Below are 19,287 nucleotides of genomic sequence, written 5' to 3' on the forward strand. Positions count from 1 at the left end.
GGTCCCGCCATCGTTCGGGGCCATTTCTCTCCCTCATCCGTCGGGTCGTCCCGGCGGGCGGACACGTCATGATCGCTGCACACCGCGGGCCGTGCCGCCCGGAGCCGACCGTCTTCGGCTCGTCCGGCCAGCACCGACCCGTGAGCAGTCCCGCCCCGTCTGGGGCGGACACGCCCGCTGGCCCGGGTGGTCCCCGGACCGGTCAGGAAGGACCTGCGTGACCGAAACCGACGTCATCTCCACCGACGCCACCACCGATTCGTCGGGGGCGTCCGCGCCCGAGCGGCGCCGGCGGGGAGGTGTTTCCGGCATGGTGCTCGCCGAGCTCCGCGATCTCGCGACCTCGCTCGGCGTCAGCGACACCACCGGGATGCGGCGCAACGACCTCATCTCGGAGATCAAGAAGCGGCAGTCCGGCTCCGGCGACCAGCTCCCGCTGGGCGACGACGGTGCCTCGGCCGCTGCCGACCCGACCCCGGAGCCCGTCGAGGCCCCGGCCGCGGGCTCCGACACCGCTGCCGCCGCCGCGCCCGCCGACGGGGCGCCCGCGCGCCGCCGCGGCGGCCGCCGCCGTGCCACCTCCGCGTCGGGCCCGCCGCCCGCGCCCACCGCCGAGGAGGCGCCCGCCGCCCCCGCCGGCCCCGCGCCCGCCGAGGTCACCGAGGTCACCGCGGCCACCGACGCCCTGCCGGGCGCCGAGTCCGCGGCGGCCGCCGCGATCGAGGCCCCCGAGGCCCCTGGAGCCACCGCGTCGACCGAGCCGTCCGCCGCCGCGGCGTCGACCGGCAGCGCCGACGGCGCCGGCTCGGACGACGCGCCCACCTCGACCCGTCGTGGTCGTCGGGGCGCTCGCCGCGACGCCGGCCCCGGCGCCGACGCCCCGCAGACCGGGAGCGAGCGGCCCGCGGCCGCCGCCGACGGCGAGGCCACCGACGCCACCAGCTCGACGTCGAGCGCGCCCACCACCGAGCGCACCGACACCACGCCGGACGCCGGTCCCGACGGGGGTCAGCAGGGCGGCGAGCAGGGCGGCGAGCAGGGCGGCGGGTCGTCCCGTCGCCAGCGCGAGCGCGACCGCCAGCAGAGCCGGCCCGACCAGAACGGCCAGGGCCAGCAGCAGGGCGGCCGCGACCAGGGCGGTCGTGACCAGCAGCGCGATGGTCAGCGCGATGGTCAGCGCGACGGCCAGCGTGATGGCCAGCGCGACCAGCAGCGCGGCGACCAGCAGCGCGGCGGCCAGCCCCAGGGCGGCGGCCAGCAGCAGGGTGGCCAGCAGCAGACCAACCAGCAGCGCGACGACGACGACGATGACGAGGACGGCGGTGGCCGCCGGCGCGGTCGGCGCTTCCGTGACCGCCGGCGCAACCGCAACGACCGGGGCGAGCGCACCGAGCGCGGACCCGGCAGCGGTCCCGAGCCCGAGGTCCGCGACGACGACGTGCTCATCCCGGTCGCCGGCATCCTCGACGTGCTCGACAACTACGCGTTCGTCCGCACCTCGGGCTACGCGTCCGGGCCGAACGACGTCTACGTGTCGATGTCGCTCGTGCGCAAGCACGGCCTGCGTCGCGGCGACGCCGTCACCGGTCAGGTGCGCCAGCAGCGCGAGGGCGAGCAGAACCGCCAGAAGTTCAACCCGCTGGTGCGCATCGACTCGATCAACGGGCTGGACCCCGAGCAGGCGCGCAAGCGCCCGGAGTTCACCAAGCTCACGCCGCTCTACCCCAACGAGCGGCTGCGCCTCGAGACCGAGTCGCACCTGCTCACCACGCGCGTCATCGACCTGGTCATGCCGGTCGGCAAGGGCCAGCGCGCGCTGATCGTCTCGCCGCCGAAGGCCGGCAAGACGATGGTGCTGCAGGCGATCGCCAACGCGATCACCACGAACAACCCCGAGGTCCACCTCATGGTCGTGCTCGTCGACGAGCGGCCGGAGGAGGTCACCGACATGCAGCGCTCGGTGAAGGGCGAGGTCATCGCCTCGACCTTCGACCGGCCGCCGTCGGACCACACCTCGCTCTCGGAGCTGGCCATCGAGCGGGCCAAGCGCCTGGTCGAGATGGGCCAGGACGTGGTGGTCCTGCTCGACTCGATCACCCGCCTGGGCCGCGCCTACAACCTCGCGGCCCCCGCGTCCGGGCGCATCCTGTCCGGTGGTGTCGACTCGACGGCGCTCTACCCGCCGAAGCGCTTCCTCGGCGCCGCCCGCAACATCGAGGACGGCGGCTCGCTCACCATCTTCGCGACGGCCCTGGTCGAGACCGGGTCGACGATGGACACGGTGATCTTCGAGGAGTTCAAGGGCACCGGCAACGCCGAGCTCAAGCTCGACCGCAAGCTCGCCGACAAGCGCATCTTCCCCGCGATCGACCCCGACCCGTCGGGGACGCGCAAGGAGGAGCTGCTGCTCTCGCCGGACGAGATGGCGGTGACCCACCGCCTGCGTCGCGTGCTGGCCGCGCTGGACTCGCAGCAGGCCATCGAGCTGGTCCTCGACCGCCTGCGCAAGTCGCGGACCAACATCGAGTTCCTCATGCAGGTGGCCAAGACGACGCCCGGCAAGGACGACGACTAGGCCGGACGCCTGCGGAGGCTGAGCCGTCTCCGCACACCCCGCGAGAACGAACGGCGCTCTCGCTGCTTCCGAAGCAGCGAGAGCGCCGTTCGTTCGTTCCGGGCGGCGAGGTTGAGTAGTTCCACGGCGGCCCGGGGGCGGGGGTCGCGGCGAGGCTGAGCCGCATGACAGCCCCCGAGCTCCCCGGTCCCTGGCTGGTGCTCCTCGACGAGGTGCGCCGGTACCCCTCGCCCCACAACTCCCAGCCGATCGCGGTCCGGGTGCTCGACGAGCGCCGCGCGCAGGTCTTCTACGACCTCGACCGCGGCCTGCCCGCCGAGAGCTTCGGCATCCCGTTCGCCCACGTGTGCGCCGGGGTGTTCCTCGAGTCCCTGGCGACGGTCGCCGCCGGCCACGGCTGGGCCGTCGCCGAGTCCCTGCGCCTCGTCGACATGGACTTCGCCTCGCCGCAGCGCCACCACCTGCTCGGCACCGTCGAGCTCGACGCCGTCCCGGTCACCGCTGCGGCGGTCGAGCAGCTCGAGGCCTTCCGCCGCCGCCGGACCTCGCGCCGCCCCTACGACCGCCGGCTCGTCGACCCCGCCGTCCTCACCGAGGTCGCCGCGATCGCGGCCGCCGCCGGCCAGGAGTTCGGGCGCACGGCGGAGCAGCCGCTGGTCGACGACCTGATCCGGGTCAACCAGGAGACGCTCTTCGACGACCTGCGCGACGACGCCGTCCACGCGGAGATCCTCACCTGGCTGCGCACGTCGCGGCGGCAGGCGGCCGCCACCGGCGACGGGCTCTCGGCCGAGACCATGCTGATCCCCGGCCCCCTGCTACGGATCGCGATGCGCCACCGCTGGCTGTGGGACCTGCCCGTGATCGGGCGGCTGTTCCGCCGGGTCTACCTCGACACGATGCGCGGGGTGCGCGAGCTGGGCTGGCTCACCGGCCCCTTCGACGGCCCCGCCGACCACGTCGCGGCCGGCCGCTGCTTCCTGCGGGTCTGGCTCGCCTTCACCCGCCACGGTGTGCACCTGCACCCGTTCGGCACCGTCATCACCAACCCCCGCTCCCACGCCGCGTTCGCCGCGCGCACCGGCGTCGACGAGTCCGGCGGCCGGATGGCCTGGATGCTCTTCCGCTACGGCACCAGCGACGTCCCGCCGCCGGCGCACCGCCGGGAGCTCGACGCGATGCTGCTGGGCGACGAGACCGCGGCGGTGGCGTCGTGAAGCTGCTCTGGTGGGTCCAGGAGCTGGTCGTCGACCTGCTCGGGCGCTTCCCGCGCACCCACGCCCTGCTGCTCGCCCCCGGCTTCGAACGCCTGCGCTGGTGGCTCGGCCGCCGCCGCGCCCAGCGCACCGCCCTGCGCACGGCCCGGCGCGTCCCCGCCTACGGGCAGTTCCTGGCCGAGCGGGGTGCCTCGGCGCCCGACTTCGCCGCGCTCCCCGAGACGGACAAGAGCAGCTACATCGCCCGCTGGTCGATCCCCGAGCGGTGCGTCGACGGGCGCCTGCCGCGGCGCGGGGTCGTCGTCGACGAGTCCTCGGGCTCCTCGGGCACCCCGACGAGCTGGGTCCGCGGGCCCGTCGAGCGCCGGGCCTCGCGCGAGCTGCTGCGCGTCGGCTTCCTGCGCCACGCCACCGGCGACCGCCCCGTGTTCGTCATCAACGCGTTCTCGCTCGGCGCCTGGGCCACCGGCATGAACGTCACCGCCGCCCTGACCCGCGTCTCGACGATCAAGTCGACCGGCCCCGACCGCGACAAGATCCTCGACACCCTGCGCGAGTTCGGCCCCGGCTACACCTACGTGATCACCAGCTACCCGCCCTTCCTCAAGGGGCTGCTGGACGACGACCGCCTCGACTGGTCGCGCTACGACGTCGTCTGCGCCTTCGGCGGCGAGGGGATCAGCGAGGGGATGCGGGACCACGTGCTGCGCCGGGCGCGGAAGGTCGTCGGCGCCTACGGGGCCAGCGACCTGGAGATCAGCATCGCGGTCGAGACCGAGTTCACGATCGCGCTGCGCCGCGCGATCGCCGCCGACCCGGCGCTCGCCACCGCCCTGACCAGGCAGGACGAGTACGGCGTGCTGCCCAACATCTTCCAGTACAACCCGTACGCCTACCTCGTCGAGGAGAACGACGCAGGCGAGCTGCTCGTCACCGTCACGCGCCCGCAGAACATCGACCCGCGCATCCGCTACAACATCCACGACCGCGGCCACGTGCTGCGGATGCGCGACGTGGTGCCGGTGCTGCGCCGCTTCGGCCTGCAGGAGGTGCTCGACGAGCGGGTGCTCGACCTGCCGCTGCTGCTGCAGTACGGGCGCAGCGACCAGTCGGTGGACCACAACGGCGCGGTCGTGCCGCCCGACGGCGTGCGCGACGCGGTCGCCGCCGACCCGGAGCTGCTCGGGGCCGTCGAGAGCCACCGTCTCGTGTCGTACGAGGACGCCGCCGGCGACCGCCAGCTGCACGTCGCCCTGCAGCTCGCGGCCGGGCGGGAGCTGCCCGACCCCGCCGCGGCCGCGCGCCGGCTGCTCGCCGCGCTGCGCCGTGCCAACCGGGACCTCGACCACGCGATCGCCACCGGCGCGCCCGGCACCGAGCCCACCGTGGGCGTCTACCCCTACCGCGCGGGGCTCTTCGCCGGGGACGGCGCGCGGCTGAAGAACGAGTACCGATGGCTGCTCGACGGGGCCGCGGCGGCGGCGCTCGACCTGCAGGTCACCGCCCGCGCCGACCGCCTGCGGGTGCCCGCCGCCGGGAACAACCTTGCCGGTGAGGTGGTTGAGCAGACCAGCGGGCGGTCCTGAGAGAATGGCCCGCACATCCGGTTCCGGTTCACCTCGAGACACCACACGGGGACCCGGCGACCACGACGAGAGGACCCACCGTGAAGAGCGGCATCCACCCCGATTACCACGAGACCCAGGTGCTCTGCGGCTGCGGCAACTCGTTCACCACCCGCAGCGCCAAGCCGGGCAGCGACAACATCACCGTCGAGATCTGCTCCGCGTGCCACCCGTTCTACACGGGCAAGCAGCGGATCATGGACTCCGGCGGTCGTGTGGCCCGGTTCGAGGCCCGCTACGGGAAGCGCACCCCGGCCAAGAAGTAGTCCCCGCGACGCCCGTCGCCCCCGCGCTGCACGCGCGCGGGGCGGCGGGCGTTCTGCGTGACGGGGTCCGGTGAGCAGGAGGGAGGTCGAGGATGGCCCAGCAGGCACCCGCCGGCGACGCGTCGATGACGACGTCGCCCGGCGTCACCGCGCTGCTCGAGGAGCACGCGGGGCTGGAGGCACGCCTGGCCGACCCCGACGTGCACGCCGACGCCGGGCTCGCACGCTCCCTGGGCCGGCGCTACGCCGCGCTCTCGCCGGTGGTCGCCACCGTCGGCGAGCTCCGCGCCGCCGAGGCCGACCTCGCCGACGCCCGCGAGATCGCGCGCGAGGACGCCAGCTTCGCCGCCGAGGCCGACGACCTGGCCGCCCGCGTCGAGGTCCTGCGCGCCCGGCTGTCCGAGCACCTCGTGCCGCGCGACCCCCAGGACGCCGACGACGTGGTGGTCGAGGTCAAGTCGGGGGAGGGCGGCGAGGAGTCCGCGCTGTTCGCCGGCGACCTGCTGCGCATGTACTCCCGCTACGCCGAGCGCCGCGGCTGGAAGGTCGACGTCCTCTCGGCCACCGAGTCCGACCTCGGCGGCTACAAGGACGTCACGGTCACCGTGACCGCGCCCGGCGACGCCGCCGAGGGCGTCTGGGCGTGGCTGAAGTACGAGGGCGGCGTGCACCGCGTGCAGCGCGTGCCGGTCACCGAGTCGCAGGGGCGCATCCACACCTCGGCCGCGGGGGTGCTCGTCTACCCCGAGGTCGGCGCCACCGCGGCCGTCGAGATCGACGAGAAGGACCTGCGCGTCGACGTCTTCCGGTCCTCGGGCAAGGGCGGCCAGGGCGTCAACACCACCGACTCGGCCGTCCGGATCACGCACCTGCCCACCGGCGTCGTGGTGTCGTGCCAGAACGAGCGCTCGCAGCTGCAGAACAAGGCGCGCGCCATGGAGGTGCTGCGCTCGCGGCTGCAGGCCATCGCCGACGAGGCCGAGCAGGCGCAGGCGTCGGCCGACCGGCGCAGCCAGGTCCGCACGGTCGACCGCTCGGAGCGCGTGCGCACCTACAACTATCCCGAGAACCGGATCTCCGACCACCGGATCGGCTACAAGTCCCACGACCTCGACCGGGTGCTCGACGGCGACCTCGACGGGGTGCTCGATGCCCTGCGCGCCGCCGACCGCTCCGAGCGGATGAGCCGGGCCGCCGAGGAGTCGTGACGGTGCGCGGGCTGGTCGCCGACGCCGCCGCCCGCCTGGCCGGGGCCGGCGTCGCCTCGCCCCGCGTCGACGCCGAGCTGCTCGTGGCCCACGTGCTCGGCGTGCCGCGCGGGCGCCTGCTGCTCGCCGACGCCCCCGACGCGGAGCAGGGTCGGACGGTCGACGCCCTGGTCACCCGCCGGGCGGCGCGCGAGCCCCTGCAGCACCTGCTCGGCACCGCGGTGCTCGGCCCGGTCGAGGTGGCCGTCGGCCCCGGGGTGTTCGTGCCGCGCCCCGAGACCGAGACGCTGCTGGTGCGCGCGCTCGAGCTCGTCCGGTCCACCCCCGCGCCCGTGGCCGTCGACCTCTGCACCGGCACCGGCGCCCTGGCCCTGGCGCTCGCCCACGAGCGGCCCGACGCGGTCGTGCACGCCGTCGAGGTCGACCCCGGCGCGCTGACCTGGACCCGCCGCAACCTCGCGGGCTCGCGCGTCGTGCTGCACGAGGCCGACGTGACCGTCCCCGGCGTGCTCGCGGACCTCACCGGCGCCGTGGACCTCGTGACCTGCAACCCGCCTTACGTGCCCGAGGACGCCCCGGTGCCGCCCGAGGTGCGGGCCGACCCCCACGGCGCGGTGTTCGCGGGCGCCGACGGCCTCGCGGTCGTGCGCCCGGTCGCGGCCCTGGCCCACCGCCTGCTGCGGCCCCGGGGAGCGGTGGCGATCGAGCACGACGACTCCCACCCGGACGCCGTGCGCGAGGTGCTCGCCGCCGCCGGGTTCGCCGACGTCGCCACGCACCCCGACCTCACCGGACGCCCGCGCGTCGCCACGGCCCGGCGGACCTAGGCTGGCGCGCCGTGAGCGCCGTGTACGACTGCGAGGACCCCGCGACCCGTCCCACCGGCCTGGCCGCCGCCGCGGCCGCGGTGCGCGCCGGGCGGCTGGTGGTCGTCCCCACCGACACGCTCTACGGCATCGGCGCCGACGCGTTCGACGGCCGGGCGGTGGCCGCGCTGCTGGCGGCCAAGCAGCGCGGGCCCGACATGCCCGTCCCCGTGCTCGTCGGGAGCTGGTCGACGATCGACGGCCTGGTCGGCACCGTCCCGCCCGTCGCGCGCGACCTCGTCGAGGCGTTCTGGCCCGGCGGGCTGTCGATCGTCCTGCCGCACGCCCCGAGCCTCGCCTGGGACCTGGGGCGCACCCGCGGCACCGTGATGCTGCGCATGCCCCTGCACCCGGTGGCCCTCGAGCTGCTGCGCGACGTCGGCCCCATGGCCGTGAGCAGCGCGAACGTCTCCGGGCAGGCCCCGGCGACCACCGTGGAGGAGGCCCGCGAGCAGCTGGGGGAGACGGTCGAGGTCTACCTCGACGGCGGGGTGTGCGCGACGGGCGTGGCCTCGACGATCGTCGACCTCACCGGGGAGGCCCCCCGCCTGCGCCGCGAGGGCGCCGTGAGCTCCGAGCGGGTCTCCGAGGTCGTGGGCGCGCCGGTCACCCTGTGAACCGGGGACTGTGACCCAGCTACCAGGGGCGCTCACACCTGCGTGAATGGCCGGTAACGTGAGGCGTCATGGCATCCGACGCGCAGCACTTCTGGGGCCCGGACTTCGACGCGCTGCAGGCGGTCGACCCCGAGATCGCCCAGGTCGTCGACGACGAGCTCGAGCGCCTGCGCGGCGGGCTGCAGCTCATCGCGAGCGAGAACCTCACCAGCCCGGCGGTGCTCGCCGCGCTCGGCTCGACGCTGTCGAACAAGTACGCCGAGGGCTACCCCGGCCGGCGTTACTACGGCGGCTGCGAGGTCGTCGACCGCGCCGAGGAGATCGGCATCGAGCGGGCCAAGGCCCTGTTCGGCGCCGAGCACGCCAACCTGCAGCCGCACTCGGGCGCCAACGCGAACCTCGCGGTGTACGCGGCGTTCTGCCGGCCCGGTGACAAGGTGCTGGCGATGTCGCTGCCGCACGGCGGGCACCTCACCCACGGCGCGAAGGTCAGCTTCTCGGGCAAGTGGTTCGAGCCGGTGCCCTACACGGTGCGCGAGGACGACGGGCTCATCGACTACGACCAGGTGCGCGACCTCGCGCTCGAGCACCGGCCGAAGATGATCGTCGCCGGCGCCACGGCCTACCCCCGCCTGATCGACTTCGAGAAGTTCCGCGCGATCGCCGACGAGGTGGGCGCGATCCTCTGGGTCGACGCCGCGCACTTCATCGGCCTCGTCGCCGGCCAGGCGATCCCCAGCCCGGTGCCCCACGCCGACGTCGTCACGTTCACCACGCACAAGGTCCTGCGCGGCCCGCGCGGCGGCATGCTCGTCTCGAAGGCCGAGCACGCGAAGGCGCTGGACAAGGCCGTCTTCCCGTTCCTGCAGGGCGGCCCGCTCATGCACGCGGTGGCCGGCAAGGCCGTCGCGCTCGCCGAGGCGGCCACCGAGGACTACCGGCGCTACGCGCGCCAGGTCATCGCCAACGCCCAGGCCCTGACCTCGGCGCTCGAGTCGCACGGCATGCGCGCGATCTCGGGCGGCACCGACACCCACCTGGCGCTGCTCGACCTGCAGCCGCTCGGCGTCACCGGCAAGGAGGCCGAGGCCCGCAGCGGCCTGGCCGGGATCACGCTGAACAAGAACGCGATCCCGTACGACCCGCAGCCGCCGATGACGGCCTCGGGCATCCGCGTCGGCTCGCCGTCGATCACCACGCAGGGCATGACCGAGTCCGAGATGGGCGAGGTCGCGCGGCTCATCGCCGGCGCGGTGACGGCCGACGAGGCCACCGAGGGCGGCAAGCAGACCCTCGCCGACGTGCGCGAGGACGTGGGCAAGCTCGTGTCGCGGTTCCCCGCGTACCCCCGCTAGACACCAGCGGGTCTACCCTCGCCCCTCGTGGGCCCGTCACCGGACTTCGCCCCGATGGGGCTCCCGATCCGGGAGTACCTGCTGGTCGGGCTGTCCGCGGCGGTCGTGACCTACCTGCTCACCGGCCTGATCCGCCGCCTGGCCCTGCGGATCGGCGCGATCGCCGTCCCGCGGGGCCGCGACGTGCACACCATCCCGATCCCGCGCCTCGGCGGCGTCGCGATCTACCTCGGCGTGCTCGGCGGGGTGTTCGTGGCCAGCCAGCTGCCCGTCCTGCGCCGCGCGTTCGACTACTCCACCGAGACGGTGGCGGTGCTCGTCGCGGGCGGGGTGATCGTGGTGGTGGGGGCGCTCGACGACCGCTTCGGCCTCGACGCGCTGACCAAGCTGGCCGGCCAGGCCACCGCGGCCGGGGTGCTCGTGCTCATGGGCGTGCAGTGGACGGCCGTGTACCTGCCCTGGGGCGGGTCAGCCGGCAGCACCGGCTCGCTGTTGCTGCTCGGCCAGGACCAGGGCGTGCTCATCACCGTGTTCCTGTGCGTCCTGCTGGTCAACGCGATGAACTTCGTCGACGGCCTCGACGGGCTCGCCGCCGGCATCGGCACGATCGCGGCCACCGCCACCTGCGCGTTCGCGCTCGGGCTGCTCGGCCAGCAGAACGGCGACGTCAACGCCTACCCGCCCGCGCTCATCGCCGCGGTGCTCGCCGGGGCGTGCGCCGGCTTCCTGCCCCACAACTTCCAGCCGGCGCGCCTGTTCATGGGCGACTCCGGCTCCATGTTCATCGGGCTGACCCTGGCCGCGGCCACCACCACCGCCTCGGGGCGCACCAACTACTCGACCACCGGGGCCACGGGCGCGCTGGCCCTGGTCACGCCGCTGATCGTGGTCGCCGCGGTGGTGTTCGTCCCGCTGCTCGACCTGCTGCTCGCGGTCGTCCGGCGGACCCGCGCGGGCACGAGCCCGTTCGCGCCCGACAAGATGCACCTGCACCACCGGCTGCTCGAGATCGGGCACTCCCAGCGCCGCGCCGTGCTGCTGATCTACCTGTGGGCCGGGGTGCTGTCCTTCGGGGCGGTGGCGCTGGCGCTGGTCGACAACGCGTTCCTGGTGGTCTGGATGGTCACCGTCGGCCTGCTCGTGGCCGTGCTCGCCTCGGCCGTGCCCCGCCTGCGCTCCCGGACCTGACCCGCCCCCCTCACCCCCTCACCCCGCACCGGAGTCCCGAACAGCGATGACCAGCCCCGACCCCGACCAGCCGGCCCCCACCGGCGGCCCGCTCTCGCCCCCGAACAGCCCGGCGACCACCGCCCAGATCCTCGACGCCAGCCGCGTCATGCTGCGTGGCGGGCTGTGGGCCGCGGTGGTGGTCGCGGTGCTCGCCGCCGTGGTGGCCGGGCTCCTCGCCGGCGTCACCGGGGTGGTCGCCGCGGTCGTCGGCGCGGTGGTGGTCGTCGCCGTCTGCTCGCTGGGCCCGCTCGTGATGCGCTGGACCGCGGCCGCGGACCCGATGGTCGTCATGGCCGCCGCCATGGTCAGCATGCTGGCCAAGCTGGGCGTGCTGCTGGTGATCTTCCTGGTGCTGGGCGGCCTCGGCCTCGTCGACACCCGCATCGCCGCGCTGGCCCTCGGCCCGACGGCGATCGCCTTCATCACCGGCGAGGTCATCGCGTTCGCGCGGATGCGCAGCCCGACGATCGCCGTCTGAGGCACCTGCCTCGCCCGTCGGGGCGAATGGCGGTACGGAATCGATCCAGGCTCCTCCGACGTCCCGTAGTGGACTACGACGAACGTGCTGATATGGTGCGCCGCGATGGCGCAGGACAGCCTCCGCGGTGACGCGGGACGCACTCCACCGACGGGGTCCGGACCCGGCTCGCCCGCGGAGGCGTGGACGATCCTCTCCCACCTGATCACCGGGTTCCTGGTGTTCGGCCTGGGGGGAGCGGGTCTGGACGCCCTGCTGGGTACACGGTGGTTTCTCCTGGTCGGGCTGTTGCTCGGCGGGGCCGCGTCCTTCGCCTTGATCTACATCCGATACCTTTACGTCCCCCCCGACCCACTCCCTCGCCCCGGTGGTCCCGCCGGCCCGGAGGACCGGAAGGAGCAGCACGGGTGATCTCGTCGTCGTGGACGCAGGTGCCGCCGCCCCCGGGTGCCCCGGTACCGCCCGAGATGCCGGCCGAGGGCTTCAAGGCCCCCGGTGTCGAGGACTTCAACATCCCGCCGATCTTCGAGGGCGTCCCCGTCCTCGAGTGGTTCGACAAGGTCGCGCTCCAGTTCATCTTCGCCGCGGTCGTCGTGTACGCGTTCTACGCGCTGGCCACGAAGAACCCGAAGATCGTTCCGGGACGGCTGCAGTTCGCCGCCGAGAAGTTCCAGGGACTCGTGCGCGACCAGATCGCGCGCGACAACATCGGGCCCGATTTCCGGCGGTACGTGCCGTACCTCGTGGCGCTGTTCGCCTTCATCCTGGTGAACAACGTCTTCGGCATCTTCCCCTTCATCCAGTTCCCGTCGTTCTCGCACCCGGGCATGGCGTACGCGCTGGCCATCGTCACCTGGCTGATCTACAACTACGTCGGCATCCGCAAGCAGGGGTTCGGCGGCTACATCAAGCTGCAGACCTGGCCGCCGGGGGTGCCGTGGGCGGTCCGGATCGTGCTGACCCCGATCGAGTTCATCTCGAACTTCATCCTGCGGCCGGTCACGCTCTCGCTCCGGTTGTTCGGCAACATGCTCGCCGGCCACCTGCTGCTGCTGGTGTTCATCTTCGGCGGCGAGTACATGCTCACGCTCGCCGACTCGCTGGTGCTCAACATCCTGTCGCCGTTCGCGTTCCTCTTCGCGATCGTCATGACGTTCTTCGAGGTCTTCATCCAGGTGGTGCAGGCCTACATCTTCACCATCCTCACCGCGTCGTACATCGGTGCGTCGCTGGCCGACGAGCACTAGTCGGCCCGACCGCTCCGCGTCCTTCCCGATCACCCCACGATCACCCCGCGATCCCGCAGGAAAGGAACCCCTCATGGTTCAGGGCAGCCTCAACATGGTCGGTTACGGCCTCTCGGCCGTCGGCCCCGGTATCGGTGTCGGCATTGTCTTCGCGGCGTTCATCAACGGTGTCGCCCGCCAGCCCGAGGCCCGTGGCCAGCTGCAGACGATCGCCTTCATCGGCTTCGCCCTCTCCGAGGCGCTCGCCATCATCGGTCTGGTCCTCGCGTTCGCCATCTGATTCCCCCTGACCGGTCGACACCGCAGGGACGGGAGGTGAACCGATGAGCGCGACCGAGCTGCTGGCCTCACAGCCGGCGGGGCACCCGTACGCGACGCTGCCGCACGTCGTGGAGATCATCGTCGGTCTGGTGGCCTTCGCGCTGCTCGTCTACGTCCTCTACAGGTACGCGTGGCCGAGCTTCGTCACGTCGCACGACGACACGAAGAAGCAGATCGAGTCGGGCATCGCGAAGGCCGAGGCCATGGAGGCCGACGCCAAGGCGGAGCTCGCCCGCAGCCGCCAGCGGCTGGCGGGCGTCGACGGCGAGACCGCGCGCATCCGGGATGACGCCCGCGCCGACGCCGAGCGCATCGGGCAGGACATGGACCGCCGTGCCCGCGAGGAGGCGGACCGCATCGTCGCCCAGGGGCGGCAGACGGTCGAGGCCTCGCGGTCGCGCACCGTGTCCGACCTGCGCGCCGAGACCGGCCGCCGGTCGGTGGAGCTGGCGCGCCGCATCGTGGAGTCGTCGCTGTCCGACGAGTCCAGCAAGGGCGCCTCCGTCGACCGCTTCCTCGACGAGCTCGAGGCCATGGGCGGTTCGTCGAGCGGCTCGTCGGGCGGATCCTCGAGTGGTTCCTCGAGCGGTTCGTCGAGTGCCTCGGGCGACTCCGGTGACGGGGCCGCCGACGCCGCCACGTCCGCGGCGTTCGGCACGGCCGGCCGTTCCGGGCCGTCCACCACGTCCACCCAGGGGAACGGAGCACCGTCGTGAGCGCCTCGACGGCGGGTCTCCTCGCCGACTTCCACGCGGCCAGCCGCGACGCGCTGGAGTCCGTCCGGCGCCGGCTCTCCGAGTCGACGCAGCAGGCGGACTCGGGTGACCTCACGACCACGGCCGACCAGCTCGACGCGGTCGCCGACCTCCTCGGCCGCGAGGCGGAGCTGCGGCGGACGCTGGCGGACTCGTCGCGGTCGAGCGAGGACCGCGGGGGCCTGGCCGACCGGCTGTTCGGCCAGCAGGTCACCTCCACCACGGCCGACATCGTCCGCACGGCGGCCTCGTCGTCGTGGTCGCGTCCCGACGATCTCGTCACCGGGCTGCGCACGGTCGCCCGCGAGGCGCTGCTCGTCGCCGCGGAGCGCGACGGCCGGCTCGACGCCGTCGAGGACGAGCTGTTCCGGCTCGGCCGCATCGTGGGTGGCGAGCCCGACCTCGAGCGGCTCCTGTCCGACCCCACGGCCGACGCCGACGGCAAGCAGCAGGTGCTCGACCGGCTGCTCGCCGACCGGGCCGAGTCCACCACCCGCAAGCTCGCCGCCCAGCTCGTGGCCCACCCCGTGGGTCGCAGCGTCGCCCAGGGCCTCGAGCGCCTGGCCGAGCTCGCCGCCGAGCGGCGCGAGCGGTCGGTGGCGACGGTGCGCTCCGCGACCGCCCTGAGCTCCGAGCAGCAGGACCGCCTGTCCGGGGCCCTGGCCCGCATCTACCGACGCGACATCACCCTGCACCTGGACGTCGACCCCACACTGGTCGGTGGTCTGGTGATCCAGGTCGGCGACGAGGTCATCGACGGCAGCGTGGCCGGGCGGCTGGACGAGCTCGGCCGCCGGCTGGGCTGAGCACACCCCCCACACGACACCCCTATCGTCTAGCGAGAGCGGAAGCCATGGCCGAGTTGACCATCTCCTCCGACGAGGTCCGCAGTGCCATCGAGGACTACGTGTCCTCGTACTCGGCGGACTCCACCCGTCAGGAGGTCGGCATCGTCACCTCGACGGGTGACGGGATCGCCTACGTCGAGGGCCTGCCCTCGACCATGACCAACGAGCTCCTCGAGTTCCCCGGGGGCGTGCTGGGCCTGGCCCAGAACCTCGACGAGCGCGAGATCGGCGTCGTCATCCTGGGTGACTACGAGACCATCGAGGAGGGGCAGCAGGTCACGCGCACCGGCCGCGTCCTCGGTGTCCCGGTCGGGGACGGGTTCCTCGGCCGCGTCGTCGACCCGCTGGGCAAGCCGATCGACGGCCTCGGCGAGATCGAGTCCGAGGAGGAGCGCGTCCTGGAGCTCCAGGCCGCCTCCGTCGTGCAGCGCCAGGCCGTCAAGCAGCCGCTGCAGACCGGGATCAAGGCGATCGACGCCAACACCCCGATCGGCCGCGGGCAGCGCCAGCTGATCATCGGTGACCGCAAGACCGGCAAGACCGCGGTCTGCACGGACACGATCATCAATCAGCGCGAGGCCTGGGAGACCGGCGACCCGGAGCAGCAGGTCCGCTGCGTCTACGTCGCGATCGGCCAGAAGGGCACCACGATCGCCGGTGTCCGCCAGTCGCTGGAGGAAGCCGGGGCGCTCGAGTACACGACGATCGTCGCGGCGCCCGCCTCCGACCCGGCCGGCTTCAAGTACATCGCCCCGTACGCCGGCTCGGCCATGGCCCAGCACTGGATGTACCAGGGCAAGCACTGCCTCATCGTCTTCGACGACCTGTCGAAGCACGCGGAGGCCTACCGCGCCATCTCGCTGCTCCTGCGGCGCCCGCCGGGCCGCGAGGCCTACCCGGGCGACGTCTTCTACCTGCACAGCCGCCTGCTCGAGCGTTGCGCCAAGCTCTCCGACGACCTGGGTGCCGGTTCGCTGACCGGTCTGCCCATCGTGGAGACCAAGGACAACGACATCGCGGCGTACATCCCGACGAACGTCATCTCGATCACCGACGGGCAGTGCTTCCTCGAGTCCGACCTGTTCAACCAGGGCCAGCGGCCCGCGCTGAACGTCGGCAACTCGGTGTCGCGGGTCGGTGGTGACGCCCAGGTCAAGGCGATGAAGTCGGTCGCCGGCCGCTTGCGCGTCGACCTCGCCCAGTACCGCGAGCTGGAGTCGTTCGCGGCCTTCGGCTCCGACCTCGACCCGACCTCGCAGGCGCAGCTCGACCGCGGTGCCCGCCTCATGGAGCTGCTCAAGCAGGGCCAGGGCGAGCCGTACCCGGTCGAGGAGGAGGTCGTCTCGATCTTCCTCGGCACCCGTGGTCACCTCGACTCGGTGCCGGTCGAGGACGTCAGCCGGTTCGAGACCGAGTTCCTCGAGCACGTCCGCCGCGACGGCGGCGCGCTCTCGGAGATCCGCGACTCGGGCCAGCTCTCCGACGAGACCGAGGAGCGGCTGAACAAGGCCGTCTCCGAGTTCAAGGGCCAGTTCTCCACCAACGACGGCTCCGGGGTCACCGACGACGGTGGCACCGGAGAGCTCGGCTCGTCGGAGGAGTCGGACGAGGAGTCCTCGGACGACGCGGAGAACGCGGACTCGCAGTCCTCCGACGACTCGTCGCAGAACTCGTCGAACGGCTCGAACGACGGCTCGGACAGCACCGAGAGTTCCGACAGCTCGGACGACTCCTCCTCCGAGGACTCGTCGCAGAGCTCGTCCTCGGGTTCGCAGAGCTAGGCGCGCCGGTGGCTGCATCCCTGCGCGTCCTCCGGCGGCGCATCAAGTCGACCAAGAACATCGCCCAGATCACCAAGGCGATGGAGATGGTCGCGGCCTCGCGCATCTCGAAGGCCCAGCGGCGTGTCGAGGCGGCGCGGCCCTACTCCGACGAGTTCACCCACGTGCTGACCACGGCCGCCAAGGCCGGGGCCAGCGACCACCCGCTGCTGGTGGCGCGCGAGGAGCCCGCACGCGTCGGCATCCTCGTCGTCACCAGCGACCGGGGCCTCGCCGGCGGCTACAACGCCGGCGTGATGCGCGAGGCCGAGCGCGTCATGCGCGAGGTCCGCGACGGCGGCAAGGAGCCGGTGCTGTTCGTCATCGGCGGCAAGGGCGAGACGTACTTCCGGTTCCGCGGTCAGGAGATCGCGGGGTCCTGGACCGGCTTCTCCGAGGTGCCGGACTACGCCAACGCCTGCCACGCCGCCGACACGATGACCGCGTGCTTCCTCGCCGGCGGCGAGGAGAACGTCCAGCGCCCGTCGGACGACGACTCGGGGGAGGAGTCCCAGGGCTCCTCCTCGGGCTCGAGCTTCGTCCCGCCGGAAGACGCCGAGGGCCTGTCCGGCGTCGACGAGCTGCACGTGGTGTTCACCGAGTTCACCTCGCTGGCCAGCCAGACGGTGAAGCCCGTCCAGATCGCGCCCCTGCAGCTCGACGACGAGTCCGAGGAGTCGTCGGACTCCGACGGCGAGTCGGGCGGGTCCGGGAGCGGCCAGGGCGAGGAGCGCCAGGCCGAGTACGCCTTCGAGCCCGAGCCCGAGGTCCTGTTCGACCGCCTCATGCCGAAGTACATCCGCGCCCGCGTCTTCGCGGCGCTGCTCGACGCCGCCGCGTCCGAGTCGGCCGCCCGGCAGCGGGCCATGAAGGCCGCGACCGACAACGCCAACGACCTGGTCGACAACCTGACCCGCCAATCCAACCAGGCACGTCAGGCCCAGATCACGCAGGAGATCAGCGAGATCGTCAGCGGCTCCGACGCGCTGGCCCAGTAGGGGAGTGACGATGACCCAGTCCACCGCCACGGCCGAGGGGACCGAGAACAACTCCTCGGGCTCCGTCGGCCGCATCACCCGCATCCTCGGGCCCGTCGTCGACGTGGAGTTCCCGCGCGGCGAGGTGCCCGACCTCTTCAACGCCCTGACGTTCGACCTCGAGCTCAACGGCAAGACCACGAAGCTGACCCTCGAGGTCGCCCAGCACCTCGGTGACAACCAGGTGCGCACCATCGCCATGCAGCCCACCGAGGGCGCCGTCCGCGGGACCGAGGTCCAGGACACCGGCGCGGCCATCTCGGTGCCGGTCGGCGACGCGGTCAAGGGGCACCTGTTCAACGCCCTCGGCGAGTGCATGGACGCCCCCGGCCAGGCCGACGACGCCGAGCACTGGGGCATCCACCGGGACCCGCCGCCGTTCGACCAGCTCGAGGGCAAGACCGAGGTCCTCTGGACCGGGCTCAAGGTCGTCGACCTGCTCACCCCCTACGTCCAGGGCGGCAAGATCGGCCTGTTCGGCGGCGCCGGCGTCGGCAAGACCGTGCTCATCCAGGAGATGATCACCCGCATCGCCCGCAACTTCGGTGGCACCTCGGTGTTCGCCGGCGTCGGGGAGCGCACCCGTGAGGGCAACGACCTCTGGGTGGAGCTCGCCGAGGCGGACGTCCTCAAGGACACCGCCCTGGTCTTCGGTCAGATGGACGAGCCGCCGGGCACCCGCATGCGCGTCGCCCTGTCGGCGTTGACCATGGCCGAGTACTTCCGCGACGTCGCCGAGGTCGACGTCCTCCTGTTCATCGACAACATCTTCCGGTTCACGCAGGCCGGCCAGGAGGTCTCGACGCTCCTGGGCCGCATGCCCTCGGCGGTGGGCTACCAGCCGACCCTGGCCGACGAGATGGGCGAGCTGCAGGAGCGGATCACCTCGACCCGAGGCCACTCGATCACCTCGATGCAGGCGATCTACGTGCCCGCGGACGACTACACCGACCCGGCGCCGGCCACGACGTTCGCCCACCTCGACGCCACCACCGAGCTCTCCCGGTCGGTGTTCGCCAAGGGCATCTTCCCGGCCGTGGACCCGCTGACCTCGACCTCGTCGGTCCTCGACGCGCAGTTCGTCGGCGAGGACCACTACCGGGTCGCCCGCGAGGTCATCCGGATCCTGCAGCGCTACAACGACCTGCAGGACATCATCGCGATCCTCGGCATCGACGAGCTCTCCGAGGAGGACCGCCTCACCGTCGCCCGCGCCCGGCGCATCGAGCGCTTCCTCGGCCAGAACATGTACGCCGCCGAGCAGTTCACCGGTGAAGAGGGCTCCTTCGTCGACGTCAAGGACACCGTCGAGGCCTTCGACAAGATCACCAAGGGCGAGTACGACAACGCCCCGGAGCAGGCCTTCGCGATGGTCGGCGACCTCGACGACGTCGAGGCGAACATCAAGAAGTACAGCTGATGGCGGAGATGGAGGTCGCCATCGTCGGCGTGGAGAAGCGCCTGTGGGCGGGTCAGGCGAACTTCGTCTCCGCCCGCACGGTGGAGGGCGACATCGGTCTGCTGCCCGGCCACGAGCCGGTCATCGCCGCCCTCGACGAGGCCGGCGTGGTCCGCATCGACCCGACCGACGGCGAGCCGTTCCACGCCGCGGTCTTCGGCGGGTTCCTCTCGGTCACCGCGGAGTCGGTGACCATCCTCGCCGAGGTGGCCGAGATGGCCTCCGAGATCGACGTGGCCGCCGCCCGCGACGCGCTCCAGCGCGCCGAGGGCGGGGGCGACGACGTGGACGACACCGCGGCCGCCGCCGCACGCGCACGGGCTCGCCTGCGGGCAGCCGGCGAATCACCGGACCGCTGAGGGA

The 19,287-nt window shown here is 72.8% G+C and carries 19 protein-coding genes; all 19 read left to right on the forward strand.

What is annotated here, in order from left to right; genetic code table 11:
• The first annotated feature begins 310 nt into the window (after positions 1–310).
• The 19 genes from rho to ACQPX6_RS09140 all read left to right on the forward strand — a co-directional run bounded on the left by rho (position 311) and on the right by ACQPX6_RS09140 (position 19,283).
• Positions 311–2,575: a transcription termination factor Rho gene (rho, locus tag ACQPX6_RS09050; protein WP_433788231.1), complete on the forward strand. Its 2,265-nt coding sequence runs from the start codon at positions 311–313 to the stop codon at positions 2,573–2,575.
• A gap of 164 nt (positions 2,576–2,739) precedes the next feature.
• Positions 2,740–3,792, forward strand: coding sequence for a hypothetical protein (locus ACQPX6_RS09055; RefSeq protein ID WP_433786974.1), 1,053 nt, complete (start codon positions 2,740–2,742; stop codon positions 3,790–3,792).
• On the forward strand, positions 3,789–5,378 hold the full coding sequence (locus ACQPX6_RS09060) for a hypothetical protein (RefSeq protein ID WP_433786975.1): 1,590 nt from the start codon (positions 3,789–3,791) through the stop codon (positions 5,376–5,378). The genes ACQPX6_RS09055 and ACQPX6_RS09060 overlap by 4 nt, the downstream gene beginning before the upstream one ends.
• Before the next feature lie 80 nt (positions 5,379–5,458).
• On the forward strand, positions 5,459–5,683 hold the full coding sequence (gene rpmE, locus ACQPX6_RS09065; protein ID WP_433786976.1) for a 50S ribosomal protein L31: 225 nt from the start codon (positions 5,459–5,461) through the stop codon (positions 5,681–5,683).
• A 92-nt stretch (positions 5,684–5,775) separates the two neighbouring features.
• On the forward strand, positions 5,776–6,891 hold the full coding sequence (gene prfA, locus ACQPX6_RS09070) for a peptide chain release factor 1 (RefSeq protein WP_433786977.1): 1,116 nt from the start codon (positions 5,776–5,778) through the stop codon (positions 6,889–6,891).
• Positions 6,888–7,718: a peptide chain release factor N(5)-glutamine methyltransferase gene (gene prmC / locus ACQPX6_RS09075; protein ID WP_433786978.1), complete on the forward strand. Its 831-nt coding sequence runs from the start codon at positions 6,888–6,890 to the stop codon at positions 7,716–7,718. Before prfA ends, prmC begins: the two co-directional genes overlap by 4 nt.
• 11 nt (positions 7,719–7,729) lie before the next feature.
• Positions 7,730–8,374 (forward strand): L-threonylcarbamoyladenylate synthase, encoded by a 645-nt coding sequence (locus ACQPX6_RS09080; protein WP_433786979.1) that lies wholly within the window; start codon positions 7,730–7,732, stop codon positions 8,372–8,374.
• Between the two features lie 68 nt (positions 8,375–8,442).
• Entirely contained in the window at positions 8,443–9,729 is a 1,287-nt protein-coding gene (gene glyA, locus ACQPX6_RS09085; RefSeq protein WP_433786980.1) for a serine hydroxymethyltransferase, read from the forward strand.
• A gap of 54 nt (positions 9,730–9,783) precedes the next feature.
• Entirely contained in the window at positions 9,784–10,917 is a 1,134-nt protein-coding gene (locus ACQPX6_RS09090) for a glycosyltransferase family 4 protein (protein WP_433788232.1), read from the forward strand.
• A gap of 46 nt (positions 10,918–10,963) precedes the next feature.
• Complete coding sequence (locus ACQPX6_RS09095; RefSeq protein WP_433786981.1) at positions 10,964–11,437, forward strand: hypothetical protein; 474 nt, start codon at positions 10,964–10,966, stop codon at positions 11,435–11,437.
• Between the two features lie 105 nt (positions 11,438–11,542).
• Positions 11,543–11,848, forward strand: a complete 306-nt coding sequence (locus ACQPX6_RS09100; RefSeq protein ID WP_433786982.1) for an AtpZ/AtpI family protein — start codon at positions 11,543–11,545, stop codon at positions 11,846–11,848.
• On the forward strand, positions 11,845–12,684 hold the full coding sequence (atpB, locus tag ACQPX6_RS09105) for a F0F1 ATP synthase subunit A (RefSeq protein ID WP_433786983.1): 840 nt from the start codon (positions 11,845–11,847) through the stop codon (positions 12,682–12,684). Before ACQPX6_RS09100 ends, atpB begins: the two co-directional genes overlap by 4 nt.
• Before the next feature lie 73 nt (positions 12,685–12,757).
• Positions 12,758–12,964 (forward strand): ATP synthase F0 subunit C, encoded by a 207-nt coding sequence (atpE, locus tag ACQPX6_RS09110; RefSeq protein WP_116706531.1) that lies wholly within the window; start codon positions 12,758–12,760, stop codon positions 12,962–12,964.
• A gap of 43 nt (positions 12,965–13,007) precedes the next feature.
• Complete coding sequence (gene atpF / locus ACQPX6_RS09115) at positions 13,008–13,721, forward strand: F0F1 ATP synthase subunit B (RefSeq protein ID WP_433786984.1); 714 nt, start codon at positions 13,008–13,010, stop codon at positions 13,719–13,721.
• Positions 13,718–14,566 carry a F0F1 ATP synthase subunit delta gene (locus tag ACQPX6_RS09120; RefSeq protein ID WP_433786985.1) on the forward strand — a complete coding sequence of 283 codons (849 nt, stop codon included), beginning with the start codon at positions 13,718–13,720 and terminating at the stop codon, positions 14,564–14,566. The genes atpF and ACQPX6_RS09120 overlap by 4 nt, the downstream gene beginning before the upstream one ends.
• A 47-nt stretch (positions 14,567–14,613) precedes the next feature.
• Positions 14,614–16,389 (forward strand): F0F1 ATP synthase subunit alpha, encoded by a 1,776-nt coding sequence (gene atpA / locus ACQPX6_RS09125; protein ID WP_433786986.1) that lies wholly within the window; start codon positions 14,614–14,616, stop codon positions 16,387–16,389.
• 8 nt (positions 16,390–16,397) lie between these two features.
• A complete protein-coding gene (locus ACQPX6_RS09130; RefSeq protein ID WP_433786987.1) occupies positions 16,398–17,426 on the forward strand; it encodes a F0F1 ATP synthase subunit gamma in 1,029 nt (342 codons plus the stop codon).
• A gap of 10 nt (positions 17,427–17,436) precedes the next feature.
• The gene (atpD, locus tag ACQPX6_RS09135) at positions 17,437–18,885 is read left to right on the forward strand and encodes a F0F1 ATP synthase subunit beta (RefSeq protein ID WP_433786988.1); all 1,449 of its coding nucleotides are present in this window, start codon (positions 17,437–17,439) and stop codon (positions 18,883–18,885) included.
• Positions 18,885–19,283, forward strand: a complete 399-nt coding sequence (locus ACQPX6_RS09140) for a F0F1 ATP synthase subunit epsilon (RefSeq protein WP_433786989.1) — start codon at positions 18,885–18,887, stop codon at positions 19,281–19,283. Before atpD ends, ACQPX6_RS09140 begins: the two co-directional genes overlap by 1 nt.
• Positions 19,284–19,287 lie beyond the last annotated feature (4 nt).

The sequence above is a fragment of the Actinomycetospora sp. CA-101289 genome (assembly GCF_050955895.1).
Lineage (GTDB): Bacteria > Actinomycetota > Actinomycetes > Mycobacteriales > Pseudonocardiaceae > Actinomycetospora.

What these genes read in the sequence shown, in the direction of transcription:
- rho (WP_433788231.1), top strand. Translation starts at nt 311, where the DNA reads ATGGTGCTCGCCGAGCTCCGCGATCTCGCGACCTCGCTCGGCGTCAGC.
- ACQPX6_RS09055 (WP_433786974.1), top strand. Translation starts at nt 2,740, where the DNA reads ATGACAGCCCCCGAGCTCCCCGGTCCCTGGCTGGTGCTCCTCGACGAG.
- prfA (WP_433786977.1), top strand. Translation starts at nt 5,776, where the DNA reads ATGGCCCAGCAGGCACCCGCCGGCGACGCGTCGATGACGACGTCGCCC.
- glyA (WP_433786980.1), top strand. Translation starts at nt 8,443, where the DNA reads ATGGCATCCGACGCGCAGCACTTCTGGGGCCCGGACTTCGACGCGCTG.
- ACQPX6_RS09090 (WP_433788232.1), top strand. Translation starts at nt 9,784, where the DNA reads ATGGGGCTCCCGATCCGGGAGTACCTGCTGGTCGGGCTGTCCGCGGCG.
- ACQPX6_RS09095 (WP_433786981.1), top strand. Translation starts at nt 10,964, where the DNA reads ATGACCAGCCCCGACCCCGACCAGCCGGCCCCCACCGGCGGCCCGCTC.
- ACQPX6_RS09100 (WP_433786982.1), top strand. Translation starts at nt 11,543, where the DNA reads ATGGCGCAGGACAGCCTCCGCGGTGACGCGGGACGCACTCCACCGACG.
- atpE (WP_116706531.1), top strand. Translation starts at nt 12,758, where the DNA reads ATGGTTCAGGGCAGCCTCAACATGGTCGGTTACGGCCTCTCGGCCGTC.
- atpF (WP_433786984.1), top strand. Translation starts at nt 13,008, where the DNA reads ATGAGCGCGACCGAGCTGCTGGCCTCACAGCCGGCGGGGCACCCGTAC.
- atpA (WP_433786986.1), top strand. Translation starts at nt 14,614, where the DNA reads ATGGCCGAGTTGACCATCTCCTCCGACGAGGTCCGCAGTGCCATCGAG.
- atpD (WP_433786988.1), top strand. Translation starts at nt 17,437, where the DNA reads ATGACCCAGTCCACCGCCACGGCCGAGGGGACCGAGAACAACTCCTCG.
- ACQPX6_RS09140 (WP_433786989.1), top strand. Translation starts at nt 18,885, where the DNA reads ATGGCGGAGATGGAGGTCGCCATCGTCGGCGTGGAGAAGCGCCTGTGG.